This is a genomic window from Nostoc sp. DSM 114160 (genome assembly GCF_053470305.1).
The window spans coordinates 1,453,133-1,477,085 of sequence record NZ_JBPFGO010000003.1 but is presented as its reverse complement, the minus strand read 5'-3'; the positions used below and the strand labels follow the sequence as shown (position 1 = coordinate 1,477,085).

At 41.1% G+C, this 23,953-nt stretch carries 19 protein-coding genes and 3 pseudogenes; 11 read left to right on the top strand and 11 right to left on the bottom strand.

Annotation, left to right across the window (positions count from 1 at the left end; all coding sequences use genetic code 11):
- Together NSTCB13_RS31830 and NSTCB13_RS31825 are read left to right on the top strand one after the other, a co-directional pair.
- Nucleotides 1-1,007: DUF3370 domain-containing protein (locus NSTCB13_RS31830; RefSeq protein ID WP_448275018.1), on the top strand; the 1,007-nt coding region annotated here is incomplete at its 5' end.
- Nucleotides 1,008-1,112: 105 nt separating this feature from the next.
- Nucleotides 1,113-2,454, top strand: a pseudogene (locus NSTCB13_RS31825) (pentapeptide repeat-containing protein).
- A 20-nt stretch (nucleotides 2,455-2,474) separates the two neighbouring features.
- Here the strand turns inward: NSTCB13_RS31825 and NSTCB13_RS31820 are convergent.
- Nucleotides 2,475-3,089, bottom strand: coding sequence for a Uma2 family endonuclease (locus tag NSTCB13_RS31820; protein WP_445626537.1), 615 nt, complete (start codon nucleotides 3,087-3,089; stop codon nucleotides 2,475-2,477).
- Between the two features lie 218 nt (nucleotides 3,090-3,307).
- Here NSTCB13_RS31820 and NSTCB13_RS31815 point away from each other — a divergent pair, with 218 nt between their 5' ends.
- The 3 genes and pseudogenes from NSTCB13_RS31815 to NSTCB13_RS31805 all read left to right on the top strand — a co-directional run bounded on the left by NSTCB13_RS31815 (nucleotide 3,308) and on the right by NSTCB13_RS31805 (nucleotide 6,559).
- Nucleotides 3,308-4,027 (top strand): hypothetical protein, encoded by a 720-nt coding sequence (locus NSTCB13_RS31815; protein ID WP_445626538.1) that lies wholly within the window; start codon nucleotides 3,308-3,310, stop codon nucleotides 4,025-4,027.
- 237 nt (nucleotides 4,028-4,264) lie between these two features.
- A pseudogene (locus NSTCB13_RS31810) lies at nucleotides 4,265-5,033 on the top strand (DUF1350 family protein).
- A 389-nt stretch (nucleotides 5,034-5,422) separates the two neighbouring features.
- The gene (locus tag NSTCB13_RS31805) at nucleotides 5,423-6,559 is read left to right on the top strand and encodes a PP2C family protein-serine/threonine phosphatase (protein ID WP_448266525.1); all 1,137 of its coding nucleotides are present in this window, start codon (nucleotides 5,423-5,425) and stop codon (nucleotides 6,557-6,559) included.
- On the opposite strand, the gene NSTCB13_RS31800 is transcribed toward NSTCB13_RS31805, so the two are convergent.
- The 4 genes from NSTCB13_RS31800 to NSTCB13_RS31785 all read right to left on the bottom strand — a co-directional run bounded on the left by NSTCB13_RS31800 (nucleotide 6,560) and on the right by NSTCB13_RS31785 (nucleotide 9,423).
- A complete protein-coding gene (locus NSTCB13_RS31800; RefSeq protein ID WP_322675524.1) occupies nucleotides 6,560-6,886 on the bottom strand; it encodes an STAS domain-containing protein in 327 nt (108 codons plus the stop codon).
- Between the two features lie 869 nt (nucleotides 6,887-7,755).
- Entirely contained in the window at nucleotides 7,756-8,400 is a 645-nt protein-coding gene (gene grpE / locus NSTCB13_RS31795) for a nucleotide exchange factor GrpE (RefSeq protein ID WP_448266524.1), read from the bottom strand.
- 96 nt (nucleotides 8,401-8,496) lie between these two features.
- Nucleotides 8,497-8,988, bottom strand: coding sequence for a Dps family protein (locus tag NSTCB13_RS31790; RefSeq protein WP_289799395.1), 492 nt, complete (start codon nucleotides 8,986-8,988; stop codon nucleotides 8,497-8,499).
- 171 nt (nucleotides 8,989-9,159) lie between these two features.
- Nucleotides 9,160-9,423: a ParB N-terminal domain-containing protein gene (locus NSTCB13_RS31785; protein ID WP_104907642.1), complete on the bottom strand. Its 264-nt coding sequence runs from the start codon at nucleotides 9,421-9,423 to the stop codon at nucleotides 9,160-9,162.
- A 115-nt stretch (nucleotides 9,424-9,538) separates the two neighbouring features.
- Between NSTCB13_RS31785 and NSTCB13_RS31780 the strand changes: the two are divergent.
- A pseudogene (locus tag NSTCB13_RS31780) lies at nucleotides 9,539-11,238 on the top strand (SpoIID/LytB domain-containing protein).
- Nucleotides 11,239-11,506: 268 nt separating this feature from the next.
- Here the strand turns inward: NSTCB13_RS31780 and NSTCB13_RS31775 are convergent.
- A complete protein-coding gene (locus tag NSTCB13_RS31775; protein WP_448275016.1) occupies nucleotides 11,507-11,806 on the bottom strand; it encodes a ferredoxin in 300 nt (99 codons plus the stop codon).
- Between the two features lie 718 nt (nucleotides 11,807-12,524).
- On the opposite strand from NSTCB13_RS31775, the gene NSTCB13_RS31770 reads away from it, so the two are divergent.
- On the top strand, nucleotides 12,525-13,550 hold the full coding sequence (locus NSTCB13_RS31770) for a Gfo/Idh/MocA family protein (RefSeq protein ID WP_445626544.1): 1,026 nt from the start codon (nucleotides 12,525-12,527) through the stop codon (nucleotides 13,548-13,550).
- Nucleotides 13,550-14,335 carry a type I methionyl aminopeptidase gene (gene map / locus NSTCB13_RS31765; protein WP_322675519.1) on the top strand — a complete coding sequence of 262 codons (786 nt, stop codon included), beginning with the start codon at nucleotides 13,550-13,552 and terminating at the stop codon, nucleotides 14,333-14,335. Before NSTCB13_RS31770 ends, map begins: the two co-directional genes overlap by 1 nt.
- A 358-nt stretch (nucleotides 14,336-14,693) precedes the next feature.
- Here map and NSTCB13_RS31760 read toward each other — a convergent pair whose 3' ends face one another.
- The 5 genes from NSTCB13_RS31760 to psaK form a co-directional block, all read right to left on the bottom strand.
- On the bottom strand, nucleotides 14,694-15,431 hold the full coding sequence (locus tag NSTCB13_RS31760; RefSeq protein WP_445626545.1) for an SDR family oxidoreductase: 738 nt from the start codon (nucleotides 15,429-15,431) through the stop codon (nucleotides 14,694-14,696).
- A 972-nt stretch (nucleotides 15,432-16,403) separates the two neighbouring features.
- On the bottom strand, nucleotides 16,404-18,308 hold the full coding sequence (locus tag NSTCB13_RS31755; RefSeq protein ID WP_448275014.1) for a M48 family metallopeptidase: 1,905 nt from the start codon (nucleotides 18,306-18,308) through the stop codon (nucleotides 16,404-16,406).
- Between the two features lie 6 nt (nucleotides 18,309-18,314).
- Nucleotides 18,315-18,902 (bottom strand): LemA family protein, encoded by a 588-nt coding sequence (locus NSTCB13_RS31750; protein WP_322675516.1) that lies wholly within the window; start codon nucleotides 18,900-18,902, stop codon nucleotides 18,315-18,317.
- A 439-nt stretch (nucleotides 18,903-19,341) separates the two neighbouring features.
- On the bottom strand, nucleotides 19,342-19,593 hold the full coding sequence (locus NSTCB13_RS31745) for a hypothetical protein (RefSeq protein WP_445626547.1): 252 nt from the start codon (nucleotides 19,591-19,593) through the stop codon (nucleotides 19,342-19,344).
- 118 nt (nucleotides 19,594-19,711) lie between these two features.
- Nucleotides 19,712-19,972, bottom strand: a complete 261-nt coding sequence (psaK, locus tag NSTCB13_RS31740) for a photosystem I reaction center subunit PsaK (RefSeq protein ID WP_445626548.1) — start codon at nucleotides 19,970-19,972, stop codon at nucleotides 19,712-19,714.
- 530 nt (nucleotides 19,973-20,502) lie between these two features.
- On the opposite strand from psaK, the gene NSTCB13_RS31735 reads away from it, so the two are divergent.
- From NSTCB13_RS31735 to NSTCB13_RS31725, 3 genes are all read left to right on the top strand, one after another.
- Nucleotides 20,503-21,810 carry an efflux RND transporter periplasmic adaptor subunit gene (locus tag NSTCB13_RS31735; RefSeq protein WP_448275012.1) on the top strand — a complete coding sequence of 436 codons (1,308 nt, stop codon included), beginning with the start codon at nucleotides 20,503-20,505 and terminating at the stop codon, nucleotides 21,808-21,810.
- A gap of 563 nt (nucleotides 21,811-22,373) precedes the next feature.
- Nucleotides 22,374-22,829, top strand: a complete 456-nt coding sequence (locus NSTCB13_RS31730) for a hypothetical protein (RefSeq protein WP_445626550.1) — start codon at nucleotides 22,374-22,376, stop codon at nucleotides 22,827-22,829.
- Between the two features lie 381 nt (nucleotides 22,830-23,210).
- A complete protein-coding gene (locus NSTCB13_RS31725) occupies nucleotides 23,211-23,951 on the top strand; it encodes an SDR family oxidoreductase (RefSeq protein ID WP_448275011.1) in 741 nt (246 codons plus the stop codon).
- The last annotated feature ends 2 nt before the right edge of the window (nucleotides 23,952-23,953 follow it).

Sequence of the window (23,953 nt, the reverse complement as noted above, 5' to 3'; positions counted from 1 at the left end):
AAGCAGCTAGTTATGTGAGTCAACCTGATGCACCTTTTGTCAAGCTTCCCCCCATGCTGTCAAATAATTCGGGAAACATTTATGCAGGGCCTGGCGATCGCGTCATGAATGATGTGCTGCGAACCAGACAACAAGGATGGCCAGCCCAGTTGGTAATTCCACCCAAACAAAGCCGGATGTTAATGAATCATCCCATTCCTGTGCGGACTTTAACGCCGCCATTGAATGGACGTTCTACTTTGTTACGTTTGTATAGCGATCGTCCTGTTTATCTGGCGAACCTGGCCATGTTTGCCAAACCCAATGCCGATGGTAGCGAACGAGCGCCTACTTTAGAAGAATGGGAGAATTTATTAGAAAATGGTGATTTTGCAGGGCCCCGCGAACCTGCACCCAGTCCTCCAGATCGGCTTGCAGGGGCAACAGAAATTTACGGACGGGTAGCAGGGGTAGCTATTGGCTCTCGTTGGCAAGCACAAGTTACCGACTCTAATAGTTCATACCTGACAATTCCCGGATCGGGACAAGCTTTTTCTTACGGTTTAAGTACCCTCTTGGCTGGCAAAATGGGTACTGGACAAAACCAAACTGCTAAACTCGTAGCGCGTTATCCTGGTACTGCTTACGAAGCTCACGGCAACTATGGCATTGAATACAACATCTCTCTACCATTATTCAACAATACGGATAAGCCGCAAACTATAAATGTACTTTTTCAAACGCCTATTAAAGAAGATGAGTTAAGTAAACCAGGGCTTCGCTTTTTTTCACCACCCGCACCATCTGTCTTTTTCCGAGGCACAGTTCGTATTCGCTACAATGACGATAATGGCTTACCCAGAACTCAATATTGGCATTTAGTTCAACAACGGGGACAGATGGGAGAACCGCTGGCTCAATTAAAAATATCTCCTGGACAGCACCGACTGGTAGAAGTGGATTTTCTCTACCCACCTGACGCTACGCCTCCTCAAATGTTGACAATTCAAACTGTAGATCGAAATTAACAATTTAAAATTCCAGAAGTATTGTATGGAATACAAGTCTTGATTTGAGTGCAATTTCTGATAAAACAGATGTTGTTCTGAATCTACTGGGGCAAAATAGAAAACATGACGATTGAATCCAATTCCTCTAATCTACCAACCCCAGAAAACGATTCGCAACCAGATGACTTTGACGGTGGCGCAGCTGAGAAGAACCTAAACTCAGAAGTACTAGCAACACCACAAGCTCTAGCGGCGATCGCGTCTTTAAAATCTCCGCAATATACAACTGCGCTACAACAAACTCGTTCGGAAGTCAAGCACCCTACTACCAAACAATTCACAGTTAAGCCCAGGGCATTGCTGATTACTCTAATCGCGATCGCCACCACCTTCATTGGAATTATCCTTAATAACTGGATCGTTGGCATTATCGGAACGCTGATGGCTTTGCTGCTATCACTGGCGATATTATTGCCTTGGTTGCAAGAAGTTTTAGACGAATGGTTTTCACCTCAAGAACGCACTCTGTTTGTGGCTTTTTTGGGATTACTAGTAGCCATTATCGGCACGATCAGGTTCACAGGTGTAGGCGATCGCTTGCTGCTTTTAGGACGCCAAATTAACTGGGACATTGCTGGAACCCTCGCTGATTGGTTTGGCGCTTTGGGGCAAATTCTCATCGCTATCATCGCCGTTTACGTAGCATGGCGACAATATGTTATTTCTAAAGACTTGACAATTCAGCAAAACCTGCTGACAGTTCAGCAAAATATCATCACCCAGCAACAGACAATTGATTCCTACTTCCAAGGCGTTTCCGACTTGGTATTAGATGAAGAAGGATTATTAGAAGATTGGCCCCAAGAAAGAGCGATCGCGGAAGGACGCACTGCGGCAATTTTAAGTAGTGTCGATGGTAGTGGGAAAGCGAAAATTCTCCGTTTTTTGTCACGTTCCAAGTTACTGTCACCCCTAAAACGCGATCGCTTGTTAGGTCGAGCCATTCTTGATGGAACTGGCGGATATGCAGAAGACCGCCTCGAAGGTGTGCGCGTCATCGATTTAGGCGTAATGCTAGCCGCAGCCGACCCTTTCTGGTACTGATTTACGTTGGACTGATCTGAGCGAAGCTAATCTTGTCCGCGCCAATCTGAGCGGTTGTGATTTAGTAAAAGCCAACCTCTCCCGCACAATTTTATATGGTGCGAATCTCAATGATGCTGACATCAACGGGATTCGCCTATTCTATGGTGTAGTAGATAAAGCCTCACCCCGCAGTCGCACCCAAGCACCAGATTATGAAACCGGCGAACAAACCGGCGCTGTGGTAGAAAATGCCGATTTCAGCAACGTACAACGAATGTCTGAGTCTACACGTAACTACTGTTGCACTTGGGGTGGCGAGAAAACTAGAGGTACTATTCCTGGTGGTTGTGAAGGTATTCCGAATAAGTTGGGAAGATAATTATAAGACTAGATAAAAAATTAGTTAGCCGCATTAAAAATCTGCTGTGCAGTTAAATTTAATTGGGGAAAGGTAGGTGATGAAATCGCGGTGTTACCTTGAAACGCTGTCATTTGATATTCACCATCAACTAATTCGCATACAAAAATAGTGGGTTGTTTGGGATTACCGATGAACTTTCTTGCACCCAATGCAGCATAATCAGCAATCCAATATTCGGGAATGCCCATTTCTTCATAATCTCCAAATTTATTGTAGTAATCATCTCGCCAGTTGGTTGAAACAACTTCGATGACTATTGGAACCGATGCAGCTTGGCTTACTGTTGACTGTTTTTGAAAAAGCGGTTCATTGTCGAGATTATCAAGATTTAGCAGCAACACATCAGGCGAATAAGCGGATTCGGCAGAAGCAGTTTGGAGCAATACAGTTTTGGGAATTCCGTAGGGTAAATTGAGACGATCAAACTCCACAGTTAATTTCCGCGACAAAAATGCAATAACTTTTTCATGTGTTCCGGTTGGAGGCGGCATTTCAATAATTACTCCTTTGTGCAACTCATAGCGTTTTGCATCATTGGGATACCATTCGATAAATTCATTAAAGGTGAGTAATTTGGGCAACGCTTGGATCATAATCTTACCTCCATATATGTTTTACTTTATCATCCAATAAATTTTGATTAGGACTTACGCATTGACAAAGTGATAAAAGAGTATCATATTGTACAAAAATTCTTGACATTGCCTACAAGTATTAATTTGCTTGCAAAAGTTTAGACAAAATGCCAGCATTCTAGAAATTTGATTGCTATATTAGATTAAATAACTATTCTGGCAAGGGTTGAAAAGCTGTGCGGGATGATTTACAGGGATTGGAAATTAGTCAGAACGATCTGCAAAAGCTGACTAATTTACCTGTCAATGAGGAACTTTTAATCATTACAAATCCTCTCAAGAGATTAGTAAATGTATATATACAAAAACTTCAAAGCTCTGAAGGAGCAACTGTGGTTTTTATTGGATTTTCTACATTTATTTTTATCTATATTTTATTCGATTTAATTATTAAAATGTTTGTGACGTGGATAACAATTCCATCATGGATATTATTATTTTTTTTAGGACTTTGGGCTGGTGGTCTGACGCAAAGCATTTTATATTTTGTCTGGAAAAGTAAAAGTAAGCTTGTTAAAGCTAACATGACAAAATCTCTGCAAATCCTGTTAAATGAGGTTAATAGATATAATACTGTTATTAGAGTTATAGATATCAATGACCAAATAGAAGAAGCTGGTAATCCAGAAGTGATTATAAAGGAAAGGGAGGATGTAATCGAAGCGCTTAAACTCACCAAAGCTGATTTAGTTCGCGCTTTGAAGACAGAAAGGATTTTAAGAGAAAATAAGAATTTTATCCTCAGTAATACAGAACTATTTATCAACAATTTAGCAACGTTAACAGCGATGCAAGTAACAGAGGAGGCTACTGAACATGGAAGGTTACTCAATGAAGCATTACAAATTGCATTAGATGTGCAATACGAAATGAAAAGATTACAGACTCAACGTTAAGATAATTCGTAATTAAGTTTTGTAATAGGAATTTAGAAAGCACTCGTAAATTCACTCGGTACTCAGTCAGAGTGAGAGAAAGCGTAGATGCTACTGATAAATCCATAGAGGTTACTGGGTGAGTTAGCTTCCAATCTGCTAGTAAAATATTCTTAATGGCTTTTTTCCATAATCTTTCCCACGGTTGCAATCCCCGGTCTACCATAAAGAATAATCGTAAAGCGATCGCTTATCCGTATGGACTGGAAAGAAATTAGAGGGAACTGGGTAATCATTCCCCAAAATCCCATAGGTATCGTTCATTTTTTAGGAGGTGCATTTGTCGCCACTGCACCACACATCACTTATCGCTGGTTGCTCGAACAACTGGCAAGTAAAGGCTACGTTGTAATTGCTACGCCTTTCGTCAATACATTGGATCATACTGCGATCGCAAAATCCGTGCTGTTAAACTTTGACCGCACCCTCGAACGATTGCATGATTCTGGGGCATTACGCAAGCTTTACTTCCCTATCTACGGCGTTGGGACACAGTATGGGCTGTAAACTCCACTTGCTGATTGGTAGCCTGTTTAAAGTAGAACGTGCAGGAAATATTTTAATATCCTTCAACAACTACGCCGCTAAAGAAGCTATCCCTCTAGTAGAGCAGTTCAATTCTACTTTTGCGATTGAATTTACCCCCTCACCGTTGGAAACTAACAAACTTGTCCAAGAACATTACAATATCCGGCGCAATTTATTAATAAAATTTAGTAATGACACCATCGATCAATCGGCAGCTTTAACCAAAATCTTACAAGAACGTTTTGATGAGATGGTGACAGCGAAAACGTTACCAGGAAATCATACAACACCTTTAGGTCAAGATATCAAATGGCAAACGGGAACATCTTTTACCCCCTTTGATGCTTTAGGGCAATGGTTCAAACAAGAAGCATACCGCGACTTAAACCAGTTAAAAAGCAACATTCTTTTATGGCTAAATCCTTTGGGAACGCCATAATATTTTATGACTCTTAAATAGTCGTAAATTTGATGAGTAAATAGAAATGAGTTATAGTGCTTCTTTCTCATTTGAGTCTAATAAAGACCAAACTCTCAACTCCTTACGCCTGTTACCCCAACGTCAGGTACTTTCTCTTAAAAAGAGAGAGTAGTCAAAGTCTATTGCATACATAGACACGTAGCGGCTACTTTACGAGTTATCTGTTCGTCCTAGCGTCTCCCCTTCTCCCAAAGGGAGAGGCTAACGCCAAGGGGGAAGGAGTACCCGCAGGGTACGATAAGCGCTATAGCATCTCTGTATTGATACTACTAGCTTATTAGCTCATATCATATTTTTATTTTCTAGTTTGACAAAAAATTATTAATGAGTGTTTTCAAAAAATTTATATGTTTCAAATACTAATAATTGATGACGATCATTCAATAAAAATACTCCTGAAAAGGATGTTGGAAAAACAGGGTTATGAAGTAGTTACTGCCAGTAGCGGCGAGGAAGGAATAGAAAAGGCATTAGTTTATCGTCCAGCACTAATTATTTGTGATTGGATCATGCCGGGATTGAATGGTCTGGAAGTTTGCCACCACATTAAGACAGACCCAAAATTTTTCACCACATTTTTTATTTTATTAACATCCTTAGATTCCGTTGCCGATTGCGTCAAAGGTCTAGACGCTGGTGCTGATGATTTTATCTCTAAACCTATTGAGCATAATGAATTACAAGCACGGGTAAGAGCAGGATTACGCCTGCATCAATTGAGTAGAGATTTGCAGGCTCAAAAGTTGCTTCTAGAATCAGAAATGTCAGAAGCAGCAGAATATGTGCGATCGCTGCTACCTCTTTCAATGACTGAACCCTTCAATATAAATTTTCGATTCATTCCTTCACGACAACTCGGCGGTGACTGTTTCGATTACTATTGGCTCGATGATGACTATCTAGCAATTTACCTACTCGATACTGCCGGACATGGACTCAAAGCTACTCTTCCTTCTGTTTCAGTGCTAAATCTGCTGCGTTCCCGTGCGCTCAAAGGTTTCGATTACTATCAACCTAGTGATGTATTGAAAGGTTTAAATGACACTTTTCAGATGAATTATCAAAATGATAAATACTTTACGATTTGGTACGGAGTTTACAACCGAATCAACCGCCAGTTAATTTATGCTAGTGCAGGTCATCCACCAGCAGTTTTAGTAACCGGCACATCTCCAAGAAAGTCTGAAGTTCAACTCCTAAAAACCCCTGGTATGCCAGTTGGCATGTTTCCAGAGGCAAAATATATTGATGGGTTTTGCAATATTGAAAAATTCAGTACCCTTTATATTTTTAGTGATGGCGCTTATGAAATAACTAAATCAGACGGCACACTTTGGAGTTTGGATGCTTTTATTCAGCTACTAGTTAGCTTACAAGATCCTGTTGATAGCCAACTCGATCGCGTACTCAGTTATTTAATAGCTCTGAACTCCAAAGATGCTTTTGATGATGATTTATCTATTTTGCAAATTAAGTTTGATTAATTACGTGTTAGAGACTAAAACCTGATTAAATGCGTCTTGGCTGGGAAAGATTTCAAATACTTTATCCATATTAGTCAGTTCAAATAATATCCTGACCTGCTCATTAATTGAGCAGAGAACAAGCTTAATATCTGCGGCTCGCAAGGTTTTAAAAGCTAATACTAAAGCTCCCAAACCCGAACTATCCATAAACGTTACATCTTTAAAATCAACTAACACAATTTTCGCACCACTTTCTAGAATATTTGTGATATTTTGCCGAAAGTCTTGTGAAGTTGTGGCATTCAAATTACCACTGAGCTTAATAACTTTTACTTGTTCTCTCATAATTATGTCACTCTGACTTATGTAAATAATACTCTGATTTCGCTATTATAGAACATTTAAAAATGCTTGTAAAATAAAATTTAAGATTAGAGATGGAATAATTATTAATCATTAATCAGGATAGAGAAGGATTAATTATCAAAATTTGAATCTATTTTCTTGTAATTTTAAAAAACTATTAGTTCAATTAAATATAGTTTTTTAACTATAAATAGATCAGCTATAAATCAACCAGTTAAGTAAGCTCGCATAATAAACAACTAGTAGATTTAGTTTTGTAAAGATGTTAAAATGACCAATTTATAAGCCGTTCGTTGATTTGATGTTCTATCATATATGTTGATTTTTTGACGACGACTTATTTGCATCTTATCGATTTAGATATATACTTACTTATATACAAGCTGAAGTTAGTGCTTTTCAGATTATTTCCCAAAAATTTTTGCAAAACTGAGATTCTCCAATCAATCTCACGATCGTAGCTGTCATTAAGCAATTCAAAATTCAAACAGTCTGAGCTACACTTACGTATAGCTAAACCTGGTCTAGCAGCAGCTTTTCCTCCGTGAGTATTTATGATAGTAACTAGGATCTACATTTATTTATGTCCAATTACTTACATAATTGAAAGAATTTACCTCTGGACTACCGCTCTAGAGCCAAAAATTTAGGTTTCAACAGCGCCAAGCAAGCTAGAACCGACACCAAGGCTTTAAAAGAAGTTTTCTCAAGGCGATCGCCTTTGCTATTTTAGTATTCCCAATATCTGTCATTTATCGACAAACAATACAAAAAGTAAAGAGTTATGAATTTGTTACTCCTAACTCCTGGAAAGACTTGGGTTAATCGCGTCTCTATTCCTCACGCTCTCAAACAGGACTCACTTTAGCTCTGTAAAGCAACTTCTCACCTTGAAGGTAGCCAGTGTAGCGTACTTTGACTGTTTCTCCAGGTTGTGCAGTTCCCTCCAGCAATTGGTGCAGTTGGGGATCGTAAGGTAATTCTGCTCCCACAGGGGCGATCGCTTCCACTCCCCACGCCTGTAATAGCTTTTCTAGGGGTTTCTGCACCAAAGGTACTATTTTGACTGCTGCTAGCTGGGGATTCTCCTGCGCTTTCTGTGCTGCTGTTGGCCATTGCAATAATAAAGACTCCAGCAGTTGTAAACTCGACTGCTGGAGTTCTTGTAGTAATAATTCTCGCTGTTGTTCTAATTGAAGCTGCGAGCGATCGTACTCTCTTCTTAAATCTGTAATTTCTTGTAACAATTCCTGAGTAGGCGCTGTTTTCTCTTGTAATAACTCTACGGTTGAAAAAGTTGCGATTAATTCATTCAATGGCATCTGTAGCACTGGCGAAAGCTTAAGCAGCACATCTACCCGCATCTGCTCTAACTTTCCTTGGCGTAAGCGTAAAAGTTGACGCTCTGAGACACCAGCAGCGCGACTCAGCCCTTTAAAACTAGAAATACCTACCTGTTGCATTAAATCTTGCAACTTTTGGGAATGGAGCATTGGAAATGGGGCATTGGGAATGGGGCATTGAGAATGGGGCATTGGCGATTAAGTTTTTTCTCTGTTCCCTATTCCCTATGCCCTATTCCCTATTCTTTATTCTTCCAGTAAACTTCTCAACATCCAAGCTGTCTTTTCGTGTACTTGCATCCGCTGAGTCAATAAATCGGCGGTAGGTTCGTCGTTAACTTCCTCTATCACCGGAAAAATAGACCGTGCAGTTCTGACTACAGCTTCTTGTCCTTCCACAAGTTCGCGAATCATCTCCACAGCTTTTGGAACTCCGGGAGTTTCTGGAATCGAACTTAGTTTGGCATATTCGCTGTAGGTTCCTGGTGCAGGATAGCCAAGCGCTCTAATTCTTTCGGCTATTAAATCAACTGCTAAGGCTAATTCTGTATACTGGGTCTCAAACATCAAATGCAATGTTTGAAACATCGGCCCCGTTACATTCCAATGGAAGTTATGAGTTTTCAGATACAGTGTATAAGTGTCAGCTAACAGGTGAGATAAGCCATCGGCAATTTTAGCCCTACTCGCCTCGTCAATGCCGATATTTACATTTTTGACTGTTACTTTCGATGACATAATTTTCTCCTAATTAGGTTATATGTAATGGGGGATTGGAAATTGGGCATTGGGCAGAAGAGGCAGAAGTTCTAAAATGTTTGAATTTTGAATACTTCGGCTACGCTCAGTACAAGTTTTGAATTTTGAATTGATTTCTCCCCTGCTCCCTCATCTCCCCACTCCCATTCTCTATGCCAAGTGCATCTTCAAAACGCTACGGGGTGCTTTACGAACTCTGGCTAAAACGGTTTCTTTGCCTAAACGCTGGCAAGCTTCATACCGATGGCAACCAGAAAAGCCATAATATTGTCCATCTACTTCTAGGACATCAATAGGTTCTTGCTGCCCAATCTCCGCAATCGATTCCATTAAGGCTTGTACTTTATTTGGATCGTTTGTACGCGGCAATGGCCGTTTTATCTGATTTAATGGAATTTCTTGGACTTTAACCATAAAGAGTTTATCCAACTAGTTCTGTTTTTTGTCTCTATATAAATCATAGTCATTATGACTTCGTTTTGCAACTAGTATTTAGGGCAAAATTGGTAATGGTATCATTGGAGCATTCATGCGACAAAAAAACCGCACTACAAAGCAATTGGAAAATCAGCTCCAACGACGCATTAAGGGGCAGAAGACGCTTGAGTACTCGCTATCGCTTCCCTATCAGATAGCCATGAAATTTTCGTTTTGGCGTTTTCCCCACGCTGTGCTTACAACATTTTGTCTATTGGGGGACTGACTGCTGCATCAGGGCCTGAGAGCAACATCCAGGATATAGAACTGAAAATTGGGATTGTGCAGCGATTTGGCGCCGAAGCCACAGCCAAGCTGCAACTCGAACCGATCAAAGGCGATCGCTTAAAGCTAAAATTTCAAGTAGGCAATAAGCAGCAAGTCCTGTTTACGAAAAATCCTGTAAAGCTGGAAACAGTCATGCAAGCTTTACCCCAGTCAGCAGTCCAAGAAGTAGTAGTTTTGGGCACATACCGTACTTTTGAAACTGCGGAAGACAGTGCTAATAAATGGCGTTCTCAGGGAATGGAAGTGGAAATAGCCCAGCCAGAACGCTGGCAGGTTTGGGCTAAACGAGATGTTTACAGCACCCCTTTACTGCGACGCTTGTTATTACAAAACATCCAAGCTTCTACTCAAGATAAAGTATATCTTGATACTAAAATTTTGAAGCAAGTGCCGCGAGTGAGCTGGGTAGTGGATGGTAATCGCTATAGCCCAAATAACTTGGAAATTAGCACTGATAAAAACTTGATTCGGCTAAATAAAAGCGAAAAACCAGAGTTTGCTCGTCTTTATGCCGGTCGAATGAATTTGCAGCCAAATGCTTATGGCACATACACTCTCGTTAATCAAGTACCTTTAGAAACTTATTTGCGTGGGGTTGTACCTTACGAAATAGGAACAGATGCACCAAAAGCGGCGCTGGAAGCCCAGGCAATTCTCGCCCGGACTTATGCTTTGAGAAATTTACGTAGGTTTGCCGCCGATAACTATCAGTTGTGTGCTGATACTCACTGCCAAGTTTATTATGGGCTGAAGGGAGCAGCGGCCAAAACAGACCAAGCGATCGCCTCAACTAAGGGTAAAGTACTAACTTATCAAAATGAACTCATAGACGCCCTGTATTCTTCTACCACTGGTGGCGTCACCGCTTCCTTTAGCGATGTCTGGAATGGCGAAGATCGGCCCTATCTGCGCCCTGTACTGGATGCTCCGACTAATTTTTGGGACTTGTCTAAGCAGAATTTAGCAGATGAAAAGAACTTTCAGAAATTTATTAATACGCAACAAGGATTTAATGAAAGCAAGTGGGATATGTTTCGTTGGCATAAGGAAACGCCTTTAAAAGATATTATCAAGGACTTGCAAAAGTTTTTACAGGTGAAAAACAGTCCCCATGCCAAATTTAAGACAATTCAGGCTATGGCAGTAGTGGAGCGCAGCCAGAGTGGACGTATCCTAGAACTTGCGGTTAAAACCGATCGCAGTACTTTTATTTTGCACAAAGACGAAGTTCGCAGTGCTTTTGCCGCTCCTACAAGTACGCTTTTTTACATCGAACCCCTGAACAAAGGCAAACCAGAACTCTGGGGATACGCTTTTATTGGTGGTGGATTAGGACATGGAGTTGGCTTGAGTCAAACTGGCGCTCAAAATTTAGCTAAACTAGGTTGGTCAAGTCCAAAAATTCTCCAATTTTACTATCCTGGTACTCAGATTCAAATTCTCAACAAAAAAACTAAGCTTTAAGCTTATTAACATTTAAGTTGCATCTTTCGCTAGGAGTCGGGAGTTAAGAAGAGGTAAAAAATAGAGAGCAAACTCATACTTAAAAAATTAAGCAGGAACACAGTAAATGTTGTGTTCCTGCTCAACACAAAATTAGACTTTTTGTCAAAGTCGCCTTCAGAGGTACACACGGCATTGCATTGCCAGGGTGTTAACTCTAGATATCCTGTTTGTATTTTGTCAACATTAGTAACTCTTGCAAGAGGTTTATGTTTGAGCCGCTTAACTCTTAATAAAGGTCTTCTTCTTTGTGAGTTTCGATTGTTACGTCAGAGGTTGGGTAAGCGACACAAGTCAGTACATATCCTTTTTCTATTTGTTCATCATCTAAGAATGACTGATCGCTCTGATCGACAGTACCCTTGGTGAGTTTACCTGCACAGGTCGAGCAGGCACCAGCGCGGCAAGAATAAGGCAAGTCAAGACCAGCTTCTTCAGCAGCATCTAGAATATAGGTATCGTCTTCAACGTCAATTGTTTCGTTCAGCCCTTCAGCCTCGTTGATTAGTGTGACTTTATAACTTGGCATTGAGTAATCCTCTCTTTTGCGAACGGCAGTATAAGTTATCTTAAGGCAAAGGTCACGGCTGTTCTGTGGAATTAGCCGTTGGTTCAAATTTGCTTCAATTCTGATACTACGAGAAAAATTAAACGATGTGACTGGAAATTGAACGCGATTAGTAATGAAATTTAGTTACTTAATCCCGATAAGTTTTGTTTATATTATTTTCGACCCTATTCAGGTTGTAATTAGAAAAAATTATATACCTAAAACATAAACATGAGTAAGGTTAATGTTACCGAGATGTTGTAGAACTTACGTAGAAAAGATTCCCTGGCTCCTTGAAAAAATAGGGCTGTTTCATTTTCTAATCTGATTTAAATGCGCCCGTTATAACAGTAGAGATGTAATTTTTCTTTTGCCATTTTTTTGCTCATAATATTGACAAATTTCTGAGATTATGGATAAAAAAAGGCTTTTGTTTTGAAGTCTTCATTTTTGAGTACACGTAATTTTATTAAATAGGACTTACGCACTGAAGCCTGAAACCCCGATCCCCCTTAAAAAAGGGGGGAACCTCTAAAGCCCCCTTTTTAAGGGGGTTGGGGGATCTGAGTGCGTAAGTTCTATTAAAGTCTTATCGATCCTTGAGGAGGTAGGACGAATGTTGTAAAGTCTAGACTGGTGAACCCCATGAAGAGAGAATCTGACTACTAGAAGCGTGGGAAGATCGAGAACAGAACTAATGAGGATCGTGTATAATTCAGAAGCAGCTTTGGAAAAAGCAAGAGTGCGTGTAGGTTTGGTAGGTACTGGGTATGCGGCAAAGTTTCGGGCTGAGGCATTGCTCCATGATGAGCGATCGCACATAGTCGCAGTTGTTGGTCATACAAGAGAAAAAACCGAAAGCTTTGCCAAAGAGTACCAGATTGAAGTCTTGAGTACTTGGCAAGAGCTAGTAGAGCGTGAAGATATAGACCTAGTAGCGATCTCCACTATTAATCGAGATCATGGGGCGATCGCTCGTGCAGCACTTACCAACGGCAAACATGTAATTGTAGAGTATCCTCTTTCGTTGGATGTATTTGAAGCCGAGGAACTGATTGCCTTAGCCAAAACACAACAAAAACTCCTGCACGTTGAACATCTGGAACTTTTGGGTGGTTTGCATCAAGCTTTGAAGCAAAACTTAGACAAAATTGGTGAGGTATTTTATGTTCGCTACAGCACCATCAATCCTCAAAATCCTGCACCCCGCAAATGGACTTATAACCACGAGTTGTTCGGCTTTCCCTTAATTGGTGCCTTGTCTCGCCTACATCGCCTGATCGATTTATTTGGTACAGTATTTACTGTTAACTGTCACCAGCGATATTGGGAAATAGAACCGGAATACTACCAAACCTGTTTCTGCAATAGTGAACTGTGCTTTAACAGTGGACTTTTAGCCCAAGTAGTGTATGGCAAAGGCGAAAGTATTTGGCAATCAGAGCGGAAGTTTGAAGTTCACGGTGAAAAAGGTGGTTTAATTTTTGATGGCGACACCGGAATATTCGTGCAGCCAGGGGAAACAACACCTATAGAGGTTGGGCCTCGCCGGGGTTTGTTCGCTAAAGATACGAGGATGGTGTTAGACCATCTTTTTGACGGGACTCCTTTGTACGTTACCCCAGAGGAAAGCTTGTATACCCTGCATGTTGCTGATACTGCACAAAGAGCTGCACAGACAGGGTTAACTATGTTTATGAAAGATACTTTAGATAAAAGTTAATGAAAACTGAACTAATTGTTATTTTATCCCAACGAGAAATAGAGAAAATGCGTCAAGCTGGGCGTTTAGCTGCTAAACTTCTCCAGCATCTAGAACCCTTTGTGAAACCAGGGGTTAGCACTCTCGAACTAAATGATGAAGCCGAACGTTGGACGCAAGCGCATGGAGCAAAAAGCGCACCCCTTGGCTATAAGGGTTATCCTAAATCGATTTGTACCAGTGTAAATGAGGTAATTTGTCACGGCATTCCCAACGCCAAGCAAATTCTTAAGGAAGGTGACATCATCAATATTGATGTGACGCCAATTGTTGAAGGTTATCACGGCGATACATCCAAGACATTTTTTGTTGGTTCTCCTTCCCCAAAAACGAGAAAGCTGGTAGAGGTGACAGAAGAGTGTTTGCGTCTAGGTATTGCTGAAGTTAAACCTGGGGCACGCATTGGCGATATTGGTGCAGCCATTCAAGAGTATGCTGAAGGACAAGGCTTTTCTGTAGTGCGAGATTTCGTTGGCCACGGCATCAGTAATATTTTCCATACTGCGCCGGATGTTCCCCACTATGGCACACGCGGTAAGGGCAAGCGTCTCAGACCAGGGATGGTTTTTACCATTGAGCCAATGATTAATGAAGGTACTTACGAAGTCGAAGTTCTGGGCGATAAGTGGACGGCGGTAACGCGCGATCGCAAGCTTTCTGCTCAATGCGAGCATACCTTAGCTGTAACTGAAGATGGGGTTGAAATCCTTACCTTACCTGAAGGCGAGAATTACTGGGCTGTATGAGTAACGAGAAAAGAAAAGTTTTTGCTCCCCTCTCCTGGTAGGAGAGGGGCTGGGGGAGAGGTCAAAATAGCACTCGTCGAACTCACATTAACATGAGTCCCTTTTCCCTAAGAGTGCAAAAATATATTTTTGCAAGAGACTCCATAAGTGGAACTCACAAGGAACAATGAAAATACTTATCCGGTTTTGCAAATTGTCGTTAAGAAACTGGTGGCGAAGTTTCCGCAGTGGAGTATCGCTTGCGTAAATGGGATGCTGGTGAATTAGGAGGAGTAGTGAATCAATACAATCGAGAAGAGTTTTGGCTTGCTGTTTAATATCCAGATACCCTTGTCTAGAGCGTTACCCGGCAATGTAGTTAACTTGATGACACCTCAATGACATTTTGGGCAAAGCTTTTATAAGCATCGCCCATTTGTTTAGCTATCGAGTCAGGAAAGACGTGAAAATCCCCAGCTTTGAGAGCTTTTATTATCCCGTCTGCCACAAGTGCAGGTGACTGTGCAACCTCACTCATTCCTGCTGCATCGCTCATATCCGTGGCAATCGGGCCAGGGTGAACACTTAGCACAATCGTGCCCTGCTCACTCAATAGTTCTCGTAATGCCTGGGTGATTGAATAGGCCGCAGCTTTTGAGGCACAGTAAGTAGCAGAGTCGGAGAAAGCCTTGAGCGAAGCAACAGAATTGATTTGGGCAAAGACACCACCTCCATTGGCTTTGAGTACCGGGGCAAACGCCTGAGCCATGTAGATCAATCCATATACATTGATGTTCATCTGAAATTCGAGAGCGGCGATCGCATTCTCAGCTAAGGGAGTTCCAGCTTGAAAGACTCCTGCATTATTGATAACAACTTGCACATCTGGGGCAGTTTGAGCAGCAGCAACAATAGATTGGCGATCGCCTAAATCAACCTGAATTGGTACTACCCGTAAGCCGTATTGTTCAACCAATGAGGAGACACTGTTGAGCTGACGAACAGCCGCATAGACTTTGGTGGCTCCGTGTTCAATAAACGACTCAACTATCGCCTTGCCGATGCCGCGATTTGCGCCCGTAACCAAAATGGTTTTGTCTTTGATGTCGTAGTTCATTGGGATTTTTACTTATGGTTTTTCACGATCTGAAAAACCTTGGACAATCGCTCTAAGTTAGGGCAAAGAAATTTAGCTGCTCTCTTGAAGAAAGACTGCGGCTTCCACCGCTCCTTCTAGCATGGTATCATCATCCATCATGCGAATCTAGCAACACCAATTTTTTAGCCTTCTTGAAAGTTTGTGCTTTTGGACACCTCGTTTCAAGCCTCTCCTTTATGGAGAATATTTAAAAAAATCATTATTGAAGCCTCTTCTTTAAAGAAGAGGTTAATCCTTGCATCCAAAATCGACGTGACCTTTCAAAACTTTTCAAACATCCTCTTAGAGCTTAGTATTTATTAATAGTAGTGTACAAACTATTGCACCAAGCATATAAACCATAGACGTGTCAGCCTCTTTTAAAAATAGAAGATAAAACATAGACAACACTACAAAAATAAACACTGTTATTTTCAACATAAAACCTAACAATTTCAACTATAACTACCAAAAAATACATCAAAAATATATCTTACGTTTTTTGAAATTGTTGTTTGCAGAAAATAGTTCAATTTCTAATAACATTTAAGACTTTATACCGTTTCTTTGTAAAGCTGCATATATTTACCCCCCAGCTACGCTGTCCCTCCAAGGCATCGGGGGACTACAGGGGGGTCTTATTATGTGCTTCTTCATGCAGAATTAGTATTAGCGTGAAAAAATTATTGAATCACTATTCTTAATATATTTCTCAAGTAATTATTTACCTGATTGTAATTATGACAGTTTTTTTTGTGGTAGTAACTAATCTAGACAAAAGTACCGATACCAAGTACTTTTATCTGTCTAAGTTAAATCTTGGTCAGAAATATGCCGTCTCTAGCATTATTTATTTTATTCTCTGGAAGTCCCTTAGTTAGATAATCTAAATAGTGTGAGCTTCTTTTTATTTTTCAGCAACCCCTAAATCATTGTGTCTTATTCGTTACATTAAGTTCGTTTTGGCTGAGGATTTAAAAATGGGGGGATGGGGGGACACTCTAGCGTCATGGCGATCGCTCTGAGTAAATCTGCTTCTGAAGAAGTAACTTTGTTATCTAATAGTACTGTGTGGGCGCAAGCATCAACAATAGATTGTTTGAGTTTGGGAGTGGCAAGACGCAGACGCTCAATACTTTTCTTTAGTTCAGTAAAATTACAACTTAATGGCATTTCTGGTTTTTCTTGCTCTCCGGCTTTGGGAAGTCGAAAAACTCCAGAACGAAAAGCATAAGCGATGTCTTCAGTAGACGCATCAGGTTGGGAGTGTCCGACACGAGCAATTACGGACAATATTAATAGACTATCTGGCCAAATCTGTTCGATGGAGGTGAATTCTACGGTTGTAGTAGATGCAGGATTTATACTAGGTTGCAGACGATACCACAGTATTAACTGCAACACAAAATGCCACAGCGATAAACTTCCCGTAGCTACAACTAAACCGTGAACGCATTTGCATAGCCTTTGGCATTCTTTGGCAGAGTTTTGGCGCAATATAGGCACTGCCAAATCCACAAGCGGCAAGCGAATTCTGGAATCTAACTGACTAATTTCGCTACTTAGTTCCAAGGTTTTGTCTACCAACTCAGCAGACTGCACCTCGCGTAACCAAGCAATTTGACGTTCTTGAATTTGGAGATTTTCCGTATCTAAAGTTAGTGCCAAAGCGATCGCCATTGCACTTTGTTGCTCCCGCGCACCCAAACGCAAGGATTCTGGTAACTGCGATAACAGCGCTTGAGCATGGGCAAAATGCTCTGGTGTAACGCTTCCAACTTGGTTTACAACCTGTGATGGTGTGGTGTTGCCACCACCAGCAAAGCCCATTGTTAAGGATTCTTGGGAAGGGGAACGCATTTGATTGGGAGATGGCATTGCTGCTAAATTTCTGACGTTCAAACCCCCAACGCGGCGGATACGTTCTGCTAAGGGTGGGTGGGTAGAAAACATATTTTCCCAAAAAGAGGGGTTGAGGGCATTGCCAAAAAACATGTGGCTAGAGGCTTCTGCACGTGGCGATATCAGGCGTGAATCCATCTGTTGGAGTTTTTGAAAGACTCCGGTAAGTCCGTTGGGGTTGCGAGTGAACTGTACGGCTGAAGCATCAGCGAGAAATTCGCGTTGGCGAGAGACGGCAGCTTTAATCAAGCGTCCGCAAAGTAATCCGATACCACCAATGGCCATTAATGCCAAACCAAACGCCCAGATAGGTAAACCCTTGTCTTCCTTTCCGAAGCGGAAGCTACCACGAAGGCGCCACAGCAATTCCCCGGTTAAATAAATGAACAAAATCCCGTGCAGTAGTCCCACCAAACGCAAATTCAGTCGCATATCTCCATTGAGAATATGACTGAATTCGTGGCCGATGACTCCTTGTAGTTCATCCCGGCTCAAGTGTTCCAAAGTTCCACGGGTAACTCCAATGACAGCATCATTGGGCGTAAATCCGGCAGCAAAGGCATTAATGCCGGTTTCTCTGTCGAGGAGATAAACTTGGGGGACAGAAATACCAGAAGCGATCGCCATTTCCTCGACAATATTTAATAGTTGTCGCCCTTGTTCATCGGCTATTTCTGGTAGCAGGAGTCTTCCTCCTAACTCTTGGGCAATGACGCTTCCGCCTTGACGGAGACAGGCAATTTTATACAAACTTCCGACTGCGATCGCAACTATTGTAATCCCAGCTACGTAGAGAAATAACCCTGGATGCCACCAAACACGAGGAGCCATGCGAAACAGAAATAAACTGGCAATATAAATTGCCATAATCATGACTGCGATCGACAGGGAAAATAACCCAATTAATTGTTGCGTATTTTGGCGTGCCCGATCCTGATGTTCAAAGAAGTTCATAGACACCTAAAAAGATACGCGTGGAGCATTTCTTATTTCTGGGGTAGCTTCAGGGAGCAATTCTGCAACAGTAAAGTTAAATGTATTTGCCACCAAGTTGCTGGGAAAAGATTCGCTCTTGGTGTTGTAAAGTGTCACCGCGTCATTAAAAGCCTGACGGGCAAAAGCAATCCGGTTTTCGGTGGAAGATAATTCTTCCATTACCTGAGTCATGGCGCGATCGGCTTTCAATTCTGGATAAGATTCTGAAAGTACCATCAACCGACTTAACGCACCCGTTAGCGCCCCTTCAGCATTGCCCAACTGTTGCATCGCTTGGGGATCGCCAGGATTTTGTACCGCCCGACTGCTAGCATTAATTGCAGAATTTCGGGCAGCAATAACTGCTTCTAAGGTTTCTCGCTCATGTTTCATGTACCCTTTGGCAGTTTCCACCAAGTTGGGAATTAAATCATAGCGGCGCTGTAATTGAACATCGATTTGAGAATAAGCATTTTTGTAACGGTTGCGATACTTAACTAAATCGTTGTAGGCATTAATGATAATTACAGCAACAATGGCAACTAAAGCAACAGAAAATATTAAAAGCCCCATATTTTTAGATTATTTCCATCAGGTACTTACTTTTTTGCAGATTTACCAAACACGGTAATCCTGATATCCAGCAAAATTAGTGTGGATATAAAGATGAGTCTACTTGTAGCAAGTTGGCTTCGTCGTCTGTAGAATTAGTTACGCAAGTTTACTGATGTAGGATTTTTAAATAACCGCAGAGGCGCAGAGAATGCAGAGTGAAATAATTTACAACAATTCCAAACTATTTGTGTCTAAGTATTTAGGCATAAATAAATTAAAGTTTGTAGTAAGGACTTGAGTCCTGATAATCCTTGTTCTGAGCGATAAATCACTCACTACAAATTAACAGTTTATTTTATTGTATTTAATTATGTCTACCTATTTACCTAATTATCATCTCTCTTTTCTCTGTGTACTCTGCGCCTCTGTAGTCGATTAAAAATTATAGCCAGATATATTACCTATGAATCTGCATAAATAGGGAATAACCACTGACAGCAAAAATAAAAAGGATGGCGGCAGGAAAAATTACTACATCCCTGACAATAAATAAAATCCAATCTTTTCTTAGTTCTTGTTTAAACTTGAGTTCTCGCAGTTTTCGCTCAAGTTCTACATCTTCTTGTGGCTGCAAGTTGACAGGTGACAAACTTAGCGGATTATCGCCTTTGCTGGCAATTCTTTTTGATAAATCTGTTATATCTGTCATACCGTTGAGATACTGATATTACTTAGTGTCTCATAAAAAAGAGCCAGAGAGTTCTAACTCTCTGGCTCAAAGCTGGAGACAAAAGAATCATCAAATAAAGGCTAACTTGGGTAAGAACCTAAATTCTTCCCAGGTTATGCAGCCCTAAAATAGCACCCACTCCTAAGATATGACCAAAGGCGGTAGTTGCTAAAAGGGCTGGTAAACCAAAATTACCAAAGAAATTGGCTGAGGGTAGTTTTGGTTCGGCATTGGGATACTTGATGCTAGATTTGCCAAAGGCAATGGCAATGATATTAGCAATAATCATAATCAGTCCAACTGTAGGACTCCATTGCAGAGGTGTAGTTGCAGCAGCGAGTAAGGTTGAGGTCAACACCTAGATTTGCTCCTGAGATTTATTAATGGTTGAAAACATAATCTGAAACTTTCCGAAGCAAATTCAAGAAATTGCCCGATTTTGCATCAATATTTAACAGTTATTCTTACTACTTAATACAATATGAGTTCAATGCGGCGAGCTGATTGTGGTAGCTAGTTTGAATTTCAATGTCTGAAACAAACGAACTGTTAGTATTGATTTATACTTACAGTAAAATTCAGGACTAAAATACGCTTTATATCTGGGTAACAGACTTAATTTGCGTACCTCCCGAACTTGAAATCTGCTGTAATAAAAGTGATTCCGATAAAATTATCCCTAACTTTTTGAAGGATACAGTTGAAGTCAGAAATTTCAGGAGCGGATTCACCTTTCGGTAGATTTAGACAGAATCATCAAAACTGTATATTTGGATGGAATAACATATAATTTGCCGCAAAACCTCATGCCAAATCAGTAATTTCAAGAACGACAGATGAAATTTTGATTGAATCTAGTTAATTTGTTCCTTAAGTTCCTCAAAAGCCATGACATCCCCTGAGCCTCAAACTGATTTGGGAGAAAAAGCTCCAGAAACGTCATTTGAGCCACCTTCTGGAAAACGGCGGTGGCTTTGGTTGAGTTTAGCCGGACTCCTATTATTAGGAAGCGGAGCAACTCTATGGCGTTTACTCACTCCACAAAATTCAGCACCTTCAAATGCTAACGCTCAACCTCAAGGGGTAAGAGTCAAAATATCAACAGTACAAAGCGGCATAATTGAGGAAAGTTCAGATTTTATTGCTAGTCTAAAATCCCTGCGCTCAGTCACGCTTCAGCCGAGAATTCAGGGTCAAGTTACCCAGATACTTGTCAAATCTGGAGATCCAGTTGTCCAAGGAGCGCCAATTCTCCAAGTAGATTCTACACCACAGGCAGCGATCGCTAGGAATAATCCTGTGCCTCAAGCATTTTTAGTGCAACTGGCAAATGCTCGCGCCACGCTCAAATCTTTAGAAGCAGAACGACCCTCCTACGTTGCGAATGTGCAATTGTACCAGCAGAACTACGAAAAGTTTGTCAGCCTAGCTGAACAAGGAGCCGTGTCTCGACAGACTAGCAATCTGTTTGCTAATCGTCTTGCCAATGCTAAGACAAGTCTGGATGCAATAGATTCCAGAATTCAAGCACAACGAGCCACCATCTTGCAGGCTGAAAAATCTTTGCAGCAATCTAATGTAAATCCTCAAACACAACAGCTCCAGTCTGACAAAATTACCGCTCCTTTTAGTGGCACAGTTGGTAACATCCCTGTGAAAGTCGGTGATTTAGTTAATACTTCTACACCATTAGTTAATATCACGCAAAATCGACCTTTAGAAGTGAATATCTCTGTACCAGTACAACAAGGGCCCCAACTGCGTAAAGGTATGCCAGTAGAGGTGATGAACACACAAGGTCAAAAGCTTGGTAGAAGTAGGATATTTTTTATTGCACCTAATGCTAGCAATGAAACACAAACGATATCGATCAAAGCACTTTTTGACAACAAAAACGGCCAGCTACGTGCAGATCAATTGGTTAGGACTAGAGTGTTCTGGAATCAGCGCCCCGGAGTTTTGATTCCCACAACAGCAATGACTCGTATAGGTGGAGACACTTTTGTTTATGTAGTTGAAACAGAGATATCTCCCCAAGGTGTATCCCAACAAGTAGCTCGGCAAAGGCGAGTAAAGCTAGGCGAGATCAAAGGTAATAATTACCAAGTTATTGAAGGATTACAGCCAGAAGATAAAGTGATTATTTCAGGGTTGCTCAATCTCAGAGATGGTGTTGCGATCGTTCCAGAATTTTAATTGAGGGGAGTAGCACTTCTCTACGAGACGCTGCGCGAACGACTCATTTCGGCTACGCTCAATGACCAACGCTCAGTGACCGAGGAGCAAGAAAGAAGTCTCAATCTTGTCTCCTACCAATTTTCACCCAAGAGCGTTACTATAGCGATCGCTCTTTGTTAGAGAACTGGCAAAATAGTCTCTAAGTGTCTATCTATGCAATACACTCTGAACTCACTTCCATTGTTTTCTCGTACAAAAAAGCATTCATGACATTTTAAGATATAACTCGTTTTGTCAATAGTGATTACGCTGTAAATTATCTATGCTATCGAGTATCTAATTAAGCTTTATACTAAATTTTATGGCAAGGATGACCGATGTTTTTAAATATGCGTAGGCGTAGCTAGTCTTGTCTATGAAACGCTATGCGAAGGCATCACAGGCTGGAAATTTACGTTTGTAACCTCGATTTTGACTAAATTTAATCACCACTACTTATTGGCAAATGGTTAACGATCTTAACCTGTCACCAATGAGTAAAAGTAAGCAATTACTTGATTACGTAACAGAGGCAAACAATTATGTCAGTGAAAATCATCCAATCTAAGTTTGGTTTAGTTTTAACTTGTTTACTTGGACAAATAATGTTGTTGGCTGCGCCAGTACAAGCTGGAGTGGAGGGCAAAAGCTACGATGTCAATGTTCAGTCAAGTCAGGGAGATAATTTTACTGCTTGTTTTGAATTTAACGCCAATGGTAACAGCCTTCGCTTTGTTGGGCTAGATGCTACTTATAGCCGTACAAATCTAGGTCGGGATCAGAGAAATTGGCAAGCAGTAACAAATCCAGGTTCAGAAGTAAGTATCGCACTTAGCGGTCAAGTAAGAGGAGACTTTATTCCAGATCGGAGGATAAGTGGTAATGCTATCAATTCCAAGAACACTACTTATACATTTAATGGAACACTCTTATCTGAGCCAACGTGTCCAATTGAGAATGAATCCGTGATCGGTTCAGAAAATCCCTTCTTCAAATAATTTAATCTACGCAGATACGATCGACCAGATGAGCTTCAATACTTGTCGGGTTTTGGGGAAAAGGTTATGTATTGTCCCCTTCCCCTTTAACCTTTACCCTTTTCCCCAAGAGTGCAAAAAGCACAAATGCCAAGAGGTCTAATATTCGCCAAGCCGTAGCAAATCTTAATCTGCTGTGAAGATGCCGCCAAGAGGGCACGTATCTTTACCTTTTGCAAAGTATTTTCATTTCTCCCGCCTGAGAGTTACTTGAATTCACTGGCGGGATTTTAGCTGGAATCAAGTCGGAAGTTTTAGCAGCGATCGCTAAATTTAACCTTGGAACAGTACTGTAAAAGCAGATAATCACTTTGGTGAACCAAAATAAAACTCGATTAATCTATGGCATCAATAACCGGAAAAGTTGCAATTATCACTGGTGCATCGCGGGGAATTGGACGAGCGATCGCACTCAAGTTAGCTGGTAATGGCGCATCTATTGTCGTTAACTATGCAGGCAATGCAGGCAAAGCACAAGAAGTTGTTGCAGAAATTGAAAAGTTGGGAGTAGAAGCGATCGCTATCCAAGCTGATATTAGCAAAGTACCCGACATCAAAAGGTTATTTGAACAAACACTTGAACGTTTTGGTAAAGTCGATATTTTGGTCAACAATGCTGGAATTGCCTTCTATAAACCAATTACTGAGGTGACAGAAGAAGATTTCGACGCGATTTTTGCCATTAATGTCAAAGGCACTTATTTTGCTTGTCAACAAGCCGCGCAACATATATCAGAAGGCGGGCGGATTATCAATTTTTCCTCATCTACTACGGCGATGATGCTGCCAACTTATAGTGCTTATGTAGGAACCAAGGGTGCTGTTGAACAAATCACGCGGGTACTAGCTAAAGAATTAGGTGCAAAAGCGATCGCAGTTAATGTTATTTCTCCTGGTCCCACCGATACAGAACTGTTTCGAGAAGGCAAAACACAAGAACAGATAGATCGTTTAGCCCAAATGGCTGCTTTTAATAAACTGGGAGATGTGCAAGAAATCGCCGATGTAGTAGCGTTTCTCGCTAGCGATGAAGCTAGGTGGATTACTGGGCAAAACATTCGTGTCAACGGTGGAATTGCGTGAGG

Bases quoted from the DNA above. Each gene is read 5' to 3' on its own strand.
- NSTCB13_RS31820 (WP_445626537.1), bottom strand. From the start codon at position 3,089: ATGATCCAAGCGTTGCCCAAATTACTCACCTTTAATGAATTTATCGAA.
- NSTCB13_RS31805 (WP_448266525.1), top strand. From the start codon at position 5,423: ATGTTTCAAATACTAATAATTGATGACGATCATTCAATAAAAATACTC.
- NSTCB13_RS31800 (WP_322675524.1), bottom strand. From the start codon at position 6,886: ATGAGAGAACAAGTAAAAGTTATTAAGCTCAGTGGTAATTTGAATGCC.
- grpE (WP_448266524.1), bottom strand. From the start codon at position 8,400: ATGCTCCATTCCCAAAAGTTGCAAGATTTAATGCAACAGGTAGGTATT.
- NSTCB13_RS31790 (WP_289799395.1), bottom strand. From the start codon at position 8,988: ATGTCATCGAAAGTAACAGTCAAAAATGTAAATATCGGCATTGACGAG.
- NSTCB13_RS31785 (WP_104907642.1), bottom strand. From the start codon at position 9,423: ATGGTTAAAGTCCAAGAAATTCCATTAAATCAGATAAAACGGCCATTG.
- NSTCB13_RS31775 (WP_448275016.1), bottom strand. From the start codon at position 11,806: ATGCCAAGTTATAAAGTCACACTAATCAACGAGGCTGAAGGGCTGAAC.
- NSTCB13_RS31770 (WP_445626544.1), top strand. From the start codon at position 12,525: ATGAGGATCGTGTATAATTCAGAAGCAGCTTTGGAAAAAGCAAGAGTG.
- map (WP_322675519.1), top strand. From the start codon at position 13,550: ATGAAAACTGAACTAATTGTTATTTTATCCCAACGAGAAATAGAGAAA.
- NSTCB13_RS31760 (WP_445626545.1), bottom strand. From the start codon at position 15,431: ATGAACTACGACATCAAAGACAAAACCATTTTGGTTACGGGCGCAAAT.
- NSTCB13_RS31755 (WP_448275014.1), bottom strand. From the start codon at position 18,308: ATGAACTTCTTTGAACATCAGGATCGGGCACGCCAAAATACGCAACAA.
- NSTCB13_RS31750 (WP_322675516.1), bottom strand. From the start codon at position 18,902: ATGGGGCTTTTAATATTTTCTGTTGCTTTAGTTGCCATTGTTGCTGTA.
- NSTCB13_RS31745 (WP_445626547.1), bottom strand. From the start codon at position 19,593: ATGACAGATATAACAGATTTATCAAAAAGAATTGCCAGCAAAGGCGAT.
- NSTCB13_RS31735 (WP_448275012.1), top strand. From the start codon at position 20,503: ATGACATCCCCTGAGCCTCAAACTGATTTGGGAGAAAAAGCTCCAGAA.
- NSTCB13_RS31730 (WP_445626550.1), top strand. From the start codon at position 22,374: ATGTCAGTGAAAATCATCCAATCTAAGTTTGGTTTAGTTTTAACTTGT.
- NSTCB13_RS31725 (WP_448275011.1), top strand. From the start codon at position 23,211: ATGGCATCAATAACCGGAAAAGTTGCAATTATCACTGGTGCATCGCGG.